Origin of the sequence: Sinomonas halotolerans (assembly GCF_039615075.1) — a bacterium.
In the GTDB taxonomy this organism is placed as follows: Bacteria; Actinomycetota; Actinomycetes; order Actinomycetales; family Micrococcaceae; genus Sinomonas; species Sinomonas halotolerans.
The window spans coordinates 72670-86818 of sequence record NZ_JBDFRB010000006.1 but is presented as its reverse complement, the minus strand read 5'-3'; the positions used below and the strand labels follow the sequence as shown (position 1 = coordinate 86818).

Below are 14149 nucleotides of genomic sequence, written 5' to 3'. Positions count from 1 at the left end.
GTCGGTGTGTGGCCCGCCCCCCGGCCCCCGGGGGGGGGGCCCCCCCGGGGGGGGGGCCCCCCCCCCCCCCCCCCCCCCACCCCGCTGTCCTGTCCGCATGTTCATTCGCGGCTGGTCGTGGGTAATCAACTGGAGCGGGCTGCGCTTGCCGCGTGGTCCCGCCGAGCTGACAGCCGAGCGGACAGTGGAGGAAGTGCCATGGACACCAGGAGAGCAGCACCAGCGACGATCGCCTTTGCAGCGGCCTTTGCCCTCGCATCATGCACCGGCGGTACCGGCGGTGGGGGAGGTTCCCCCTCTGAGACCCAGTCCCCGGGCGAGAAGGTTTACAGCGAGGAAGAGCTCCGGACCATGGTGAGCGGCCTGCAGGATGCAGACGGCAAGGAGCTCAGGCTCTACTCGGAGGAACAGATCGACCAGGGCAAGAGCATGGGCGACCTGCTGCTCAACACGGCGACCGTGGACCCGGCAGACTGCAAGTCGATTGCGACCGCCGGGCTCACCACGAGCATCGACAGCGGCGCGGTGGCCGTGGCGATCTCGGAGTCGGACGAGCCCAGGACGGTCTCGGCGCAGTCCGGATCGGAGGGGCCTGATGCGGTAGAGCTGCTCACCGGGATCGAGGACCGCATGGAGCAGTGCGCCAGCTTCACGGTCGAGGCCCTGGGCCAGAAGGCCACGGTGAAGAGCGAGGAGCTCGAGGCGCAGACCGACGCCGAGAAGACCTTCGCCACCGCGAGCACGCGCAACGATGACACTTCGGACATGCTCATGCAGGTCTCCGGCGCCCAGGGCCGCCTCCTCGTGGTAGCCACCAAGAGCGGCGCCGATCTCGGCGACGCGGACCGGCAGGAGCTCGAGGACCTCGTCAACGAGGTGCTCGCGAAGGCCGGCTCCGAGGGTTCTGCGTCTGCCTCGACGGAGCCCTCGCCCACGATGACCGAGACCGAGGGCAAGGAGACCGGCGGCACGGAGACCGGTGGGATGACGGAGACGTCCACGGCCACCGTGAGCCCCACCGAGCAGATGACGGACGGCACCGAGACGACCACGGGGGCGACGCCCACGCCCTGATCGGATTCTCCTGCACGAGCGTGTCGATGCAGGCCTTCCACGTTCGACCTTGGGGTGAAAGGGTCGAGAGGCGACCCCGCCCGGAAGGAAAGCGAGACGGCCATGGCCAAGTACATGCTCATCATGCGCAACACCGACGATTCCCTGAAGACGATGACGGAGACGCCCTTCGAGGACATGCTCGAGTCCGTCGGCCGCTTCAACGACGAGCTCATCAAGGCTGGCGTGCTCGTCGCGGCGGAAGGACTCGATGATCCGTCGACCGGCGTCGTGGTGGACTACTCGTCCGAGACGCCCGCGGTGACCGACGGCCCGTACGGGGAGACGAAGGAGCTGTTCGGCGGCTTCTACATCCTTGACGTCGCGTCGCAGGAGGAAGCCGTCGAGTGGGCGAAGCGGATGCCGGCCATCCCGGGCTCCAAGGCCGAGATCCGCCGCGTGCCGGGCATCGACGAGTTCCCGCAGGACAACGAGTGGATCATCAGGGAGCGGCAGTGGCGCGAGCGGACAGGCCAGCTCTGACCGGCGCGTCCGGCCACGTGGGCACTGCGGACCCGCAGGGTCCGGACCTGCGGAGTCCGGACGCGTGCAGCACCGCCGCGCCCGGCACGGCCGCATCCAGCGTGGACCCACGCAGCCCAACCACCGGGGTCCCGGAGACCGCCCCCGTGCCGGGGGCGGTCTCCGGCGCGGTCCGGCGCGCCCTGGAGGCCGTGTGGCGGATCGAGTCCCCCCGGATCGTGAGCGCGCTCACGCGGTACACCGGGAGCTTCGACCTCGCCGAGGACATGGCGCAGGAGGCCCTCGCCGAGGCGCTCGTGGCATGGACGCGCGATGGCAAGCCGGAGAACCCGGTCGGGTGGATCCTCGCCACCGCGCGCCGGCGCGCCATCGACGCGTTCCGGCGCCGCAGGGCGCTCGACGCGCGGTACGCGGCGATCGCCGGCGGCCTCCGGGAGGGCGGGTCGGGCTCGGGCGCCGCGGTGCGCAATCCGGCGGAGGCGGAAGACGCGTGGGACCCCGACAGGATCGACGACGACGTCCTCGCCCTCATGTTCATCGCCTGCCACCCCGTCCTCTCGAGGGACGCGCGCGTGGCGCTCACCCTGCGCGTGGTGGGCGGGCTCGCGAGCGAGGAGATCGCCCGGGCGTTCCTCGTCCCGGTCAGCACGGTCCAGGCCCGCATCACCCGTGCGAAGAAGACCCTCGCAGCGGCCCGCATCCCGTTCGGACTGCCGCCCGCGCATGAGCGCCACGAGCGCCTCGGCGGAGTGCTCAACGTCCTCTACGTGATCTTCACCGAGGGCTCGAGTGCAACGAGCGGCGATGTGCTCGTGCGGCGTGACCTTGCCTATGAGGCCGTACGGCTCGTGCGCATGCTCGCCGCCATGGCCGACGGCGAGCCGGAAGCGCACGGCCTCCTCGCCCTCATGGAGCTGACCGCTGCGCGTTTCCCCGCACGGACTGGACCAGAAGGGGAGGCCGTGCTCCTCGAGGACCAGGATCGCCGCCGGTGGGACCGTTCGGCGATCCGCCGAGGGCTTGCAGCGCTCGAGCGCGCTGCTGCGCTCGGACGCGGTCTGGGTGCCTACGGCCTCCAGGCGGCGATCGCGGCGTGCCACGCGGCGTCGCCGTCAGTGGCGGAGACGGACTGGACCAGGATCGTGCTGCTCTACGAGGCGCTCGGGCGGGTTGCGCCCTCTCCCGTGGTCGAGCTCAACCGCGCTGTCGCTGTTGCGATGACCAGTGGTCCGCGCGAAGCCCTCGCCGTCGTCGACGCGCTCGCGGACAGCCGGGCCCTTGCCGGCACCCACCTGCTTCCGAGCGTGCGCGGGGAGCTCCTGGCCCGGCTCGGCAGCAGTGCAGAAGCCCGCGCGGAGTTCGAGCGGGCGATCCGGCTGTGCGGCAATGGCCGTGAGCGCGCGGTCCTCGCCGCGAAGGCCGCGCGGCTCTGACGGGCCGATCCGCCGCTTCAGGGCCAGGCACCGCCTAGGATGCGTCCCATGGACCTGCCCGCCATCGCTGCTGAGCTCTACGCCCTCCCGCTGGCCGGCTTCACGGCCGAGCGGGACCGCCGGGCGCGTGCCGCGAGGGCAGAGGGGGATGCCCTGCTCGCGAAGCGGATCGGCAGGCTGCCGAAGCCGGCTCCGGCAGCCTGGGCAGTGGACCTCCTGGCCCGGTCGCTTCCCGACGAGCTCGGAGAGGTCCTCGAGCTCGGGGCGTCGATGCGCGCGGCGCAGGAGGCCCTCGACGCTCCCCGGATGCGCGATCTGGGGCGGGAGCGCCAGCGCGTCCTCGCGGAGCTCGTGCCCGCCGTGCGGGCGGCCGCGGAGGAGGCAGGCGTGCGGCTGAGCGATGCGGCCGCCTCCGCGGTGGAGGCCACGCTCCACGCTGCCATGGCAGACGCGGGAGCCGCCGACGCCGTCCGCTCAGGCCTGCTCGTGCGTCCCCTCGCGGGGAGCGGCCTCGAGGCGGTCGACCTCGAGGGGGCCCTCGCGGTGCCGGGGCTCGTGCCGGAGCGGCCTGTCGAGCGAGGTGCTGAGCAGGATGCGGAGCAGGCCGCAGAGTTGGGCACTGAGCAGAGGACAGGACGGGGGACGGGGCAGGGCGCCCGCCGTGCGCGAGTCTCCGAGCTGAGGCCGCGGGATCGCGCGCACGGCAGGAGCACGGGCAGAAGCGCGGCGGACCAGGTGGAGGCAGTCCAGGAAAGGGCGGTCCAGGACAGGGCAGCCGAGGACAAGACGGCAGAGGACAGGGCGGCGGAGGAGGCCGCACGCCAGAAGGAGGCCCAGGAGGAGGCCGCTCGGGAGAACGCGGCGCGCGAGCGTTCCGAGGCTGTCGCTGCCCTCGAGGAGGCCGAGCGCGCCGCTGCGGTGGCGGGCGCTGCGCATGCCCAGGCCCGGCGGAAGGCGGAGCGCGTGCTGGCACGCCGGAACAGGGCCGCGGAGGAGCTCGGGGAACTGAGTGCACGGGCGGCCCAGGCCGAAGCCGAGCTCGCGGACGCCGACCGCGAGGCCCAGCTGGCAGAGCGCGCGCATGAGCGCGCCGAGCGCGAGGCCGAGCGGGCCGACAAGGCCGCACGACGCGCACGCGAGCGCCTCGAGAGGCTCTAGCCCGGCCGCCCGCTGGCCCTGAGAGGCTCAGACGAGCCGGCGTTCGCCCGGCTGCTGCACCCTGAGCCAGACGTGCCCGTAGCCGTCGAGCGGCACCTGCACGCCGCCGTCGTCCGCCACATCGAGACCCTCCGGTGCGAACCCGCCGGTGCCCAGGAGGTCCACGAGCGTCACGCCTTCCCAGCCGGCGTCCGACGGCGGGGTCTCCAGGTGCAGGTCGACCGTCACCGCTTCTGCGGAGAGGTTGTGGAGGGCCACGAGGCTCGCCTCCTCCCAGACCACACGGTGCGCGAACACCGACGGGACGCGGTGGTCCAGGACCTCGTACGCCCCCCAGCCGAGTTCGGGGCACTGGCGGTACCGCTGGACGAGCCGCGTGATGAAGTTCAGGAGGGAGTCCGGGTCGCGCCGGGCAGAGGCGACGTTCACGTGCTTCGGCCCGAACCCGCCCTCGGGAATCCTGCTCACGAGTCTCCGGGGCGGGGCCGCCGAGAAGCCGGCACTCGGCTCATCGGTCCACTGCATGGGCGTCCGGACCGCCATGCGGCCCTCCGCCGCGAGGTCCTCGCCCATGCCGATCTCCTCGCCGTAGTACAGCACCGGGGTGCCGGGCAGCGAGAAGAGCAGCGAGTAGAGGAGACGGATCCTGCGGGGGTCACCGTCCAGCATTGGCGGGACGCGCCGCTTGAGCCCACGGCCGAAGACCTGCATCTGCGGCTCGGGGCCGAAGGCGGCGAACACCTCCTGACGCTCGTCCTCGGTGAGCTTGTCGAGGGTCAGCTCGTCGTGGTTGCGCACGAACGTGGCCCACTGGTTGTCCGGCGAGATCGGGGGCCGGGCGCGCAGGGCCTTCGCGAGCGGTGCCGCGTCCTGCCGCGCCATGGCCAGATAGGTGTTCTGCATGACGATGAAGTCGAACATCATCGTCAGCTCGTCCCCCTCCGGGCCCCCGAAGTACTCCAGCTGCTCCTTGTAGGGCAGGTTGACCTCGCCCAGGAGGACCGAGTCGCCGCCGCGCCGCCCCATGAACCTCCGCAGGGACCGCAGGTACGCGTGGGGATCGCTGAACTGGGCGAGCTCCTTGCCGTCCACGCCCACCGTCGAGAGGAAGTACGGCACCGCGTCCACCCTGAAGCCGCTCAGGCCCATCTGGAGCCAGAACCCCATGGCCTTGGCGATCTCATCCCGCACCTGGGGGTTGGCCACATTGAGGTCCGGCTGGTGCTTGTAGAAGTGGTGGAGGTACCACTCGCCGGTCTTATCGTCGAGGGTCCAGATGGACTGCTCCTGGTCGGGGAACACGACCTCACGGGAGGTGTCGGGCGGCGGGTCCGACCTCCAGACGTAGAAGTCCCGGTAGGGGCTGTCCTTGGAGGACCGCGCCGCCTTGAACCAGGGGTGGCGGTCCGAGGTGTGGTTCACGACGATGTCGGCGATGACCCGCATGCCACGGTCCCGCGCCGTCCGGATGAACTCGACGAGGTCCCCGTGGTGGCCCAGGCGGTGGTCCACGCCGAAGAAGTCGGTGATGTCATACCCGTCGTCCCGATCCGGCGTGGGGTAGAAGGGCATGAGCCAGAGGCACGTGACCCCGAGCTCGGCGAGGTAGTCCACGCGTTCAGCGAGCCCGGCGAAGTCGCCTATCCCGTCGGCGTCCGAGTCGAAGAACGTCTCGACGTCCAGGCAGTACACCACGGCGGTCTTCCACCACAGGTCCGAGGTCTGGGTGATGCGCATGGCGTCTCCTTCAGTACGTGACCTGCTCGTCCGCGGGCGTGAGGTTGTCCGTGGTGAGGAGGGCTGGAATGACGTCGGCGCCGAACGCGTCGATGAAGTCCGACTGCCGTTGGCCGACATGGTGGAGGTACAGCTCGTCGAAGCCCAGGGAGATGAACTCCTGCAGCCGCTGCACGTGCTCGGCAGTGTCGGGGGAGACCAGCACGGCCCGGCGGACCTCCTCGGGGGTCGTGCCGGCCGTCGCGGCGTCGAAGTCCTCCGCCGTTGCGATGTCCCAGATGCCGGGCGGAGTGAGGACTCCGCTGCGCCACTGGTCGTGTGCAAGGGCGAGGGCCTCGCCGTCGGTCGGCGCCCAGGAGAGGTGCACCTGGAGGATCAGCCGGCCCCGGCCCCCGTTCGACCGGTAGGCGTCTGCCACCCGCCTGAGCGCACCGAGGTCCTGGCCCACGGTGATGAGGCCGTCCGCCCACCGGGCCGAGCGCGCGGCTGTCTCCGGCGTCACGGCCGCTGCGATGAGGTGGGGCACAGGCTCCGGGACGTCCCACAGGCGGGCCCGCTCCGTCCGCACGAGTCCCTCGTGGGTCACCGTCTGCCCCTCGAGGAGGCGGCGGATCACCTCGACCGACTCCTCGAGGCGGGCCTGGCGCTCCTCCTTGGGCGGCCACGGATCCGCCGTGATGTGCTCGTTCATGTTCTCGCCGCTGCCGAGCGCGGCCCAGAACCGCCCGGGGAACATGCTGCCCAGAGTCGCGATCGCATGGGCGACCACTGCGGGGTGGTAGCGCTGCCCGGGGGCATTCACCACCCCGAGGTGCAGCCGGGTTGTGGCCAGTGCCGCGCCGAGCCATGACCACGCGAAGCCCGAGTGGCCCTGCCGCGCGGACCAGGGCTCGATATGGTCGGAGCACATCGCCCCCTGGAAGCCCGCCCTGTCCGCGTGCTGCACATCGCGCAGGAGCTGCGCCGGGCTGATCTGCTCATGGGATGCATGGAAACCGATGACCGCCATCTGCCCTTGTCTAGCAGCGCTGGCGGGCGGTGTCGAGGCCCGAGGGCCGCCCTGTCGCGTTCGACGCGGCACGCCGCGCAGTGCGAGTCTGGTCCCATGCCCGCCACGCCGAACACGCCCCATGTTCCGAGCAGCGTTCCCACGCCGGACGGCACCGTGGGGCCGCCCCGCAGCAGCCGAGTGGCCCACGCCGCGCTCGCGGGCTTCCGCGAAGCCGTTGCCCGCTGGAGGCTCGTGCTCGCGGGCAAGACGGCCCTCGCGGCGGGCCTCGCCTGGATGGTGGCGTTCACCCTGCCCGGCCCTGCGGCCCAGTACCCGTACTACGCACCGCTCGGCGCGCTCGTGAGCATGTACCCGACAGTCGCCGACTCGCTCCGGAAGGGTATGCAGAGCCTGCTGGGCCTCACGCTCGGGATCGGCGTCGCGATCGCTGTCGGGGCACTCACGGAGACCAACGCGCTCTCGATCGCGCTCGTGATCGGGCTTGGGGTGGTCCTAGGCGGGCTGCCCCGAATGGGCACCGCAAGCGACTGGGTGCCCATGGCGGCGCTCTTCGTCCTCGTGATCGGCGGCGAGAGCCCGGACGACTTCTCTCTCGGATACCTCCTGCAGATGGCGGTGGGCGTGGCCATCGGCTTCGCTGTCAACTGGCTCATCCTGCCTCCCCTGCACTATGCCGGCATCACGCCCGCCTTCGCGCGGCTCCGACACGCTCTGGCCGAGCAGCTCGACGACATGGCTGCCGCCCTCACGGAGCCCTGGCCCCCGGACCACGAGAGCTGGGCCCAGCGGCAGGGATCCCTCGCCGCGACGGCCTCGGCCGTGCGCGGCGCCGTCCAGCGGGCGGAGGAGAGCGCCACGGCGAATCCGCGCCGGAGGCGCCGCCGGAGGGACCTCACTGCGGACCTCGCCGACCTCCAGGCCGTGGAGAAGACCACGTTCCATGTCCAGGACATCACGGACGTGCTGCGCACGGCGATCTGGGAGGACGAGAAGGTGATCGCCGTTCCGCCGGCCCTCGCCTCCGAGGTGGCCCAGGCACTCGAGTGCACGGGTGCGGCCCTGCGCGCCTGGGGGGAGTCCGACGACGATCGGCGGCTCATCGAGGAGGCCGGCACGGCCTCGAGCGCGCTCGCGGAGTCGGTCCGGGACGCGGCCCGCAGGGACGAGGCCGTGACAGGTCCGGCGTCCGTCGCGGCGAGCCTCGCGCGGATGGTCGACGCCCTGCGGGCGCGCGTGGAGGATGTGGCCGATGACGGGGCCGAGGGCGACGAGGGCCGGGCACGCAGCGGCTGAGCTTGAGGTCCGCGGTGGCTCTGGACGGCTGCAGCGGCAGGGGCGCTCGTCGTCGTGCGCGCTCTCTGGATACGGCGTGCGAATGCCGGGACGGCCCGCGGAGGCGAGCGCACCCCGACTGACCCTGCGGCACGGGCCGAGGCTGGCACTGGGACCCCCGCGGGGGCCGGTACTGTGGACCCTGCCGTCCGACGGGGGACGGAAAAGGAGAGGAGCAGGACGTGACCCAGGGCGCCCAGATGCGGCACGCGGAGAGAACGGCCTCGGACCAGACTGTCGCCGAAGGGGCGGCGCTGCCCGAGCTCGCGGACGGGGACTCCTACTACGTGAGCCTCGGCGGTGGCCGGTTCCGCTCCACGATCCACGCCCAGGGTGCGTGGAACGCGCACGAGCAGCACATGGCGCCCGCCTCGGGCATCATCGCGCACTGCCTCGCCCTGCACGATCCACGCCCCGGGCTGCGGATCGCACGGATCAGCTACGAAATCCTGGGCCTCATCCACGCCGGCGAATTCGAGGTCACCGTCCGCACCCTCCGCCCGGGCCGGACGATCGAGCTGCTCGAGGCGGAGCTGGCCGCGCAGGGGCGCGTCGCGATCCGCGCCAATGCCTGGCGCCTCGTCACATCGGACAGCTCGGCAGTGGCCGCGGTCGAGGACCGCCCCATCCCGCCCATCGCCGAGTGCGAGCGGTGGGACGGATCCACCGAGTGGCCCGGCGGGTACATCCGCTCGCTCGAGATGCACCGCGCCGCAGGGCACCGCCCGGGCAGCGGAACCGTCTGGATCCGCACCGCCCACCCGCTCGTCGGCGGCGCCGAGAGCCCGGACTGGGTCCGCCTCATCGGCCTCGTCGACACGGCCAACGGCATCGCGACCCGCGTCCCGCCGGGCCGCGGCAGCTGGGCCTTCCCGAACGTGGACCTCCAGGTGCACATGTACCGCGAGCCCCGCGGAGAGTGGCTCGGGATCGACAACTCGGTGTCCTTCGGAACCGATGGGATAGGCCTGACCTCCTCGGTGCTCCACGACGAGCAGGGCCCCTTCGGCCGCGCCGAGCAGATCCTCACCCTCCGCAAGAGCTGACGCATGGCGCGATGGAACGAGGGTGCCACGCCACGCGGGGGCACCGCTGTGCCCGGGGGCGCAGGAAACCTCGAGGTGGTCACCGGGAGCGGGCTGCCCGCGGGCGCTCCCGCCGCCGACGAGCTGGCCCGCGCCGCCGAGCTCCTCGACGAGGTGAAGCGTGGCGTGCGGGGGCCCACCCTGAGGCTCTACCGGCCCCGGCCCACCATGGCGTTCGGGCAGCGCGACACGCGCCTTCCCGGGTTCGAGGCAGCCCGCGCCGCCTCCGCCGCCCTCGGCTTCGAGCCGGTGGTGCGCAAGGCCGGCGGCCGCGCTGCGGCCTACCACGCCGGCACGCTCATCGTGGACCACATCGAGCCCGCGGCCGAGGCGATGGTGGGGCACCGGCGCCGCTTCGAGGTGTTCGGCGGGCTGTACGCCCAGGTGCTGCGCTCCCTCGGCATCGACGCCCGCGTGGGCGAGATCCCCGGCGAGTACTGCCCGGGCGAGTTCAGCGTCCACGGAGTCCCGGCGGGCGCCCGGCCGCTGGCGGCTTCAGAGGCTGCGCTGGCCGCCCCCGGCTCCCCGGAGGGCGCGACGGCGGGAGGCCGGGTCAAGCTCGTCGGCACGGCGCAGCGCGTGGTTGCCGGCGCGTGGCTTTTCTCCTCCGTGTTCGTCGTGGCGGACGCCGCGCCCGTGCGCGCCGTGCTCACCCAGGTCTACAGGGCCCTGGAGCTGCCGTTCGACCCGGCGACGGCCGGCGCGGCAGACGACCTCGTCCCGAACCTGACCGTGGACGACGTCGAGGGCGCCCTCCTCGCGATGTACCGCGCGGAAGGCGCCCTCGAGCAGGGGTAGGACCCTGGGCCCGGCAGCCTTGGACCCGCCAGCCGGGGTCAGTGGCCCCGGTCGATCCACTCCTGCAGGTGCGGGCCCTCGGCGCCGACCGTCGTCGAGTCGCCGTGGCCCGTATTCACCGTGGTCTCGGCCGGGAGGGTGAGCAGTCGGGTCCGGATGGACTCGATGATCGTGGGGAAGTCCGAGTAGGACCGCCCGGTCGCGCCCGGGCCGCCGGCGAAGAGCGTGTCGCCCGTGAACACCGTGCCGAGCGCCGCTGCGTGGAAGCTCACCGACCCGGGGGAGTGCCCGGGGGTGTGCAGCGCGACGAGCTCGGTGCCAGCCACGGAGAACACCTGGCCGTCCTTGATCTCCGCGTCCGGGCTGGTCCCCGGGTACACGGCCTCCCAGAGCATGGCGTCGGCCGGGTGCAGGTGGATGGGCGCCCCTACCCGGTCGGCGAACTCGCGCGCGTGGCGGATGTGGTCGTCGTGCCCATGCGTGAGAAGGACGGCGGTCACGGTGCGGCCCGCGAGCGCGTCGGCGACGGCGCCGGCGTCGTGCGCGGGGTCGATGACGATGGCCTCCGCGTCGTCACCGACGATCCACACGTTGTTGTCCACGTCCCACGTGCCCCCGTCGAGGGAGAACGTCCCGGACGTGACCAGGCGGTCGATGCGCGCTGCCCCCGCGCTGCCCTCGGCGGTCACAGCTCCACCACCGAGCGCAGGACCTCGCCGCGGTGCATCTTCTCGAACGCGGCCTCGACGTCGCCGAGGCCGATCCGCTCGGTCACGAACGCATCCAGCGGCAGCCGGCCGAGCTTGAACTGCTCGACGAGCATCGGGAAGTCCCGGCTGGGCAGGCAGTCGCCGTACCACGAGGACTTGAGCGAGCCGCCGCGGCCGAAGACGTCCAGCAGGGGCAGCTCGAGGGTCATCTCGGGCGTCGGCACGCCGACCAGGACGACGCGGCCCGCGAGGTCGCGCGCGTAGAAGGCCTGCTTGTAGGTCTCCGGGCGGCCGACGGCGTCGATCACCACGTCCGCGCCGAAGCCCCCGGTGAGCTCACGGATGGCCTCGACGGGGTCAGTGTCCCTGGAGACGATCCCGTGCGTCGCGCCGAGGCCCTTGGCGAGCTCGACCTTCGCGGGGTCGAGGTCGACGGCGATGATCGTCGTCGCCCCGGCGAGCTTCGCCCCGGCGATCGCGGCGATGCCGACGCCGCCGCAGCCGATGACGGCGACGGACTCGCCGCGCTTTACCTCGCCCGTGTTGATCGCGGCGCCGATGCCGGCCATGATGCCGCAGCCGAGCAGGCCCACGGCGGCGGGGTCGACGTCGTCGTCGATCTTGGTGCACTGACCGGCCGCGACGAGGGTCTTCTCCGCGAACGAGCCGATGCCCAGGGCCGGCGAGAGCGGCGTGCCGTCATTCAGGGTCATCTTCTGGGTCGCGTTGTGCGTCGCGAAGCAGTACTGCTGCTGGCCCTTCGCGCAGGCCCGGCACTGGCCGCAGACGGCGCGCCAGTTCAGGATCACCCGGTCCCCGGGCTTGAGGTCGGTCACGTCCGGGCCGACCGCGCTGACCACGGCGGTGGACTCGTGCCCGAGCAGGTACGGGTAGTCGTCCCCGATCCCGCCGAGCTTGTAGTGCAGGTCCGTGTGGCAGACCCCGCACGTGAGGACGTCGACGAGCGCCTCGCCCGGGCCGGGGTCCGGGACGAGGATCGTCTCGACCGTCGCCGGTGCGTCCTTCGCGCGCACGACGACGGCGCGCACCTCGTGCATCCGCTGCTCCTGGGCTGCGCTGGACATAGGAAACCTCCCCTGGTTCTGCCTTCGATGGAGCTTCATCGTAGGGAGAACCGGGGGAGGCTGGGCAAGTCGGGGCGTCAGACGCCGAGCTTGGCCTTCACCTGGGCCGCCGAGGGGTTCGTCGCCGCCGTGCCGTCGGGGAAGAGCACGGTCGGGACGGTGCGGTTGCCGCCGTTGATGCTCTCGACGATCTCGGCCGTGCCGGCGACCTCCTCGATGTTGACCTCGGTGTAGCCGATGCCCTGCGCGTCCAGCTGCTTCTTGAGCCGGTTGCAGTAGCCGCACCACGTGGTGGAGAACATCGTGATCGTGCCGGCGGCGGGGGTGAAGGAATCCATAGGTGTGCTCCTGGGGTCGGAATCGGGGGACTGCAACTGTCAACGGTACGCGGCAGCCGCGTATTCCGGGCAGGGGCTGCGGCGTCAGCCGGCGGGCTCGATGAGCTCGGGCCCGTTGTTGCGGACGCTGTTGACCAGCGGGGCCACGACCCGCGGGACCAGATGCGGCTCCGGCATCGAGTCGATGAGCGCCCGGACGTCCGCCTCCTTCGTGGTCTCCGGGTCGAGCCAGTCCGACCACATCGCGCGCGGGACGATGACGGGCGTGCGGTCGTGGATGTGCCCCAGGGCGTCCGACGCCGGGCCGGTGAGGATCGTGCACGTGCGCACCCACCGCTCGGGATGGTCGGGCGGAAGGCTCGGGTCCGGCCAGTTCTCGAAGAGCGCCGCGAAGGCCAGCAGCCCACCGTCCGATGCATGGAGGTAGGTGGGCACCTTCTCGACGGTGCCGGGCGTGGCCGCGCTCTCGCGCTTCTCCCACTCGTAGTAGCCGTTGGCCAGGTTATCTGTAGTTCCCAGGCCGGCATTATACGGATGTGCTGGTCCAAGCCCTGAAGACGCGTCTTTAGCGATGGCAGTCAAGCACTGTAAAGGCGCCCGCGCACCACAGCCATTCCAAGATCAGCCCCAGTGGGAACCAGCAAATCACGACGACGGACATCCATTAGGGCGACCCGCCCACTGATCGGTACACCCTCCACGACGTCCGGCAGATCAGCACCGGCGCCTTGTTCGTCCTTGAAGCGTCCAAGCCTGGTCCACGGAGCTCAACGAACTCGCACGGCGAACCATCGACGACCTCGACACCACCATCAATGCGACCTTCACCTTGGATGCCTGGAAGCCTTTCGGTGCCTAACCCATTCCACCGCTCCGACGTCTTTATGGCACCACCCCAACGTTCGGTGCGCGCCCTCATAACAGGGCGGCTGCAGCCTCTCCCGCCTGAGGAAGCCGGCGGTGTCGTACCCATATGTGAGACTTCATGCTGTGATTGAACGAACGGTAAATTTCAGCCGCTTACGTTGGATGCGCTGTGGGACCTGCAGTAACGAGTGGCAGGCAAACGATGAATGGCTGGAACGCTTCCACGAAGGCGACGAACCTTGTCTGAAATGTGGCACCAACTGTGAGTCCGAGGAGCGCCCAGACTTCTGGACCGCACAAGACGACCCAGCTCATGGTGACTCCGTGGTGCGTGACACCTTCTGGTACCACACCTCGACACACGCCAACTGGCCCGATCGAGAGTTCGACCCTACCGCGTCCATCACGGACATCACCAAAAGAAGACTTCAACAAATCAGGCCGGATGGGACGGGCCTAGAGCGCTGGGCTGCCCAGCAAAAATCCAAAGCTCTACATCTGGGCACATACGAAGCAGCCATCGAGAACATGCTCAGACGAATGACCGACCAGAACGACGCCGACAAGCAGTTCTACCTATACAGGGTTCGGCTACGCCCCAACACCACAATCGAACCAGGCGTACACAAGGAACGCGCCAACATAGCAGGCGACGTTCAACTGGCCGAACTCGGCGAACCCGGCGTAGGCGTCCTCCGATACGTGAACACCTTCGAAGACCCATCCAGCATCTCCCTCGCAGTCACACTCGACTCCATCCTGGCCGTCCAAATGCTTCCCATCCCATTGACCACCAATCCAGAAGATCCTTGGGCGAATGCGGCCGCGGCACGCCTGGTAATGGCGGCCGCCCTCGAAACACTCGACACCACACCATGGCGAGAAGTCTGACGCCCAGGTCAATGCCCAGCGACAGACGAAAGCTACGAAACGACACCGGCACTCGCCGTTGAATGAGCCGTATGAAGCTATGTGTATGACGCCCCTTTCAAGCTTCG

14 protein-coding genes are annotated in these 14149 nt (G+C 70.8%); 8 read left to right on the top strand and 6 right to left on the bottom strand.

The features are described 5' to 3' along the window. Positions 1–351 precede the first annotated feature (351 nt). The 4 genes from ABCQ75_RS08845 (at position 352) to ABCQ75_RS08830 (ending at position 4187) form a co-directional block, all read left to right on the top strand. Positions 352–1074 (top strand): hypothetical protein, encoded by a 723-nt coding sequence (locus tag ABCQ75_RS08845; RefSeq protein WP_345884814.1) that lies wholly within the window; start codon positions 352–354, stop codon positions 1072–1074. A gap of 102 nt (positions 1075–1176) precedes the next feature. Next, positions 1177–1596 carry a YciI family protein gene (locus ABCQ75_RS08840; protein ID WP_345884813.1) on the top strand — a complete coding sequence of 140 codons (420 nt, stop codon included), beginning with the start codon at positions 1177–1179 and terminating at the stop codon, positions 1594–1596. A 146-nt stretch (positions 1597–1742) separates the two neighbouring features. Beyond that, positions 1743–3029: an RNA polymerase sigma factor gene (locus ABCQ75_RS08835; RefSeq protein WP_345885022.1), complete on the top strand. Its 1287-nt coding sequence runs from the start codon at positions 1743–1745 to the stop codon at positions 3027–3029. 48 nt (positions 3030–3077) lie between these two features. Further along, positions 3078–4187, top strand: a complete 1110-nt coding sequence (locus ABCQ75_RS08830; protein ID WP_345884812.1) for a coiled-coil domain-containing protein — start codon at positions 3078–3080, stop codon at positions 4185–4187. A 27-nt stretch (positions 4188–4214) separates the two neighbouring features. Here the strand turns inward: ABCQ75_RS08830 and ABCQ75_RS08825 are convergent, their stop codons facing one another. Then, positions 4215–5924 (bottom strand): alpha-amylase family protein, encoded by a 1710-nt coding sequence (locus ABCQ75_RS08825; protein ID WP_345884811.1) that lies wholly within the window; start codon positions 5922–5924, stop codon positions 4215–4217. A 10-nt stretch (positions 5925–5934) separates the two neighbouring features. After that, a complete protein-coding gene (locus ABCQ75_RS08820; protein WP_345884810.1) occupies positions 5935–6933 on the bottom strand; it encodes a TIGR03885 family FMN-dependent LLM class oxidoreductase in 999 nt (332 codons plus the stop codon). Positions 6934–7029: 96 nt separating this feature from the next. Here ABCQ75_RS08820 and ABCQ75_RS08815 point away from each other — a divergent pair, with 96 nt between their 5' ends. The 3 genes from ABCQ75_RS08815 (at position 7030) to ABCQ75_RS08805 (ending at position 10151) form a co-directional block, all read left to right on the top strand. Beyond that, a complete protein-coding gene (locus tag ABCQ75_RS08815) occupies positions 7030–8229 on the top strand; it encodes an FUSC family protein (protein ID WP_345884809.1) in 1200 nt (399 codons plus the stop codon). A gap of 239 nt (positions 8230–8468) precedes the next feature. Beyond that, positions 8469–9314, top strand: a complete 846-nt coding sequence (locus tag ABCQ75_RS08810; protein ID WP_345885021.1) for a thioesterase family protein — start codon at positions 8469–8471, stop codon at positions 9312–9314. Positions 9315–9317: 3 nt separating this feature from the next. Beyond that, on the top strand, positions 9318–10151 hold the full coding sequence (locus ABCQ75_RS08805) for a lipoate--protein ligase family protein (protein ID WP_345884808.1): 834 nt from the start codon (positions 9318–9320) through the stop codon (positions 10149–10151). Positions 10152–10189: 38 nt separating this feature from the next. Here the strand turns inward: ABCQ75_RS08805 and ABCQ75_RS08800 are convergent, their stop codons facing one another. The 4 genes from ABCQ75_RS08800 to ABCQ75_RS08785 form a co-directional block, all read right to left on the bottom strand. After that, a complete protein-coding gene (locus tag ABCQ75_RS08800) occupies positions 10190–10840 on the bottom strand; it encodes an MBL fold metallo-hydrolase (protein ID WP_345884807.1) in 651 nt (216 codons plus the stop codon). Beyond that, entirely contained in the window at positions 10837–11946 is a 1110-nt protein-coding gene (locus ABCQ75_RS08795) for an S-(hydroxymethyl)mycothiol dehydrogenase (protein WP_345884806.1), read from the bottom strand. Before ABCQ75_RS08795 ends, ABCQ75_RS08800 begins: the two co-directional genes overlap by 4 nt. A 77-nt stretch (positions 11947–12023) precedes the next feature. Continuing rightward, positions 12024–12284: a mycoredoxin gene (locus tag ABCQ75_RS08790; protein ID WP_345884805.1), complete on the bottom strand. Its 261-nt coding sequence runs from the start codon at positions 12282–12284 to the stop codon at positions 12024–12026. Positions 12285–12368: 84 nt separating this feature from the next. Next, on the bottom strand, positions 12369–12866 hold the full coding sequence (locus ABCQ75_RS08785) for an SOS response-associated peptidase (RefSeq protein ID WP_345884804.1): 498 nt from the start codon (positions 12864–12866) through the stop codon (positions 12369–12371). A 408-nt stretch (positions 12867–13274) separates the two neighbouring features. Here ABCQ75_RS08785 and ABCQ75_RS08780 point away from each other — a divergent pair, with 408 nt between their 5' ends. Beyond that, positions 13275–14042 carry a hypothetical protein gene (locus tag ABCQ75_RS08780; protein WP_345884803.1) on the top strand — a complete coding sequence of 256 codons (768 nt, stop codon included), beginning with the start codon at positions 13275–13277 and terminating at the stop codon, positions 14040–14042. Positions 14043–14149: the final 107 nt, after the last annotated feature.

Excerpts from the sequence above, each read along its gene's own strand:
- ABCQ75_RS08845 (WP_345884814.1), top strand. The coding sequence starts at position 352 with ATGGTGAGCGGCCTGCAGGATGCAGACGGCAAGGAGCTCAGGCTCTAC.
- ABCQ75_RS08840 (WP_345884813.1), top strand. The coding sequence starts at position 1,177 with ATGGCCAAGTACATGCTCATCATGCGCAACACCGACGATTCCCTGAAG.
- ABCQ75_RS08830 (WP_345884812.1), top strand. The coding sequence starts at position 3,078 with ATGGACCTGCCCGCCATCGCTGCTGAGCTCTACGCCCTCCCGCTGGCC.
- ABCQ75_RS08825 (WP_345884811.1), bottom strand. The coding sequence starts at position 5,924 with ATGCGCATCACCCAGACCTCGGACCTGTGGTGGAAGACCGCCGTGGTG.
- ABCQ75_RS08820 (WP_345884810.1), bottom strand. The coding sequence starts at position 6,933 with ATGGCGGTCATCGGTTTCCATGCATCCCATGAGCAGATCAGCCCGGCG.
- ABCQ75_RS08815 (WP_345884809.1), top strand. The coding sequence starts at position 7,030 with ATGCCCGCCACGCCGAACACGCCCCATGTTCCGAGCAGCGTTCCCACG.
- ABCQ75_RS08810 (WP_345885021.1), top strand. The coding sequence starts at position 8,469 with ATGCGGCACGCGGAGAGAACGGCCTCGGACCAGACTGTCGCCGAAGGG.
- ABCQ75_RS08805 (WP_345884808.1), top strand. The coding sequence starts at position 9,318 with ATGGCGCGATGGAACGAGGGTGCCACGCCACGCGGGGGCACCGCTGTG.
- ABCQ75_RS08795 (WP_345884806.1), bottom strand. The coding sequence starts at position 11,946 with ATGTCCAGCGCAGCCCAGGAGCAGCGGATGCACGAGGTGCGCGCCGTC.
- ABCQ75_RS08790 (WP_345884805.1), bottom strand. The coding sequence starts at position 12,284 with ATGGATTCCTTCACCCCCGCCGCCGGCACGATCACGATGTTCTCCACC.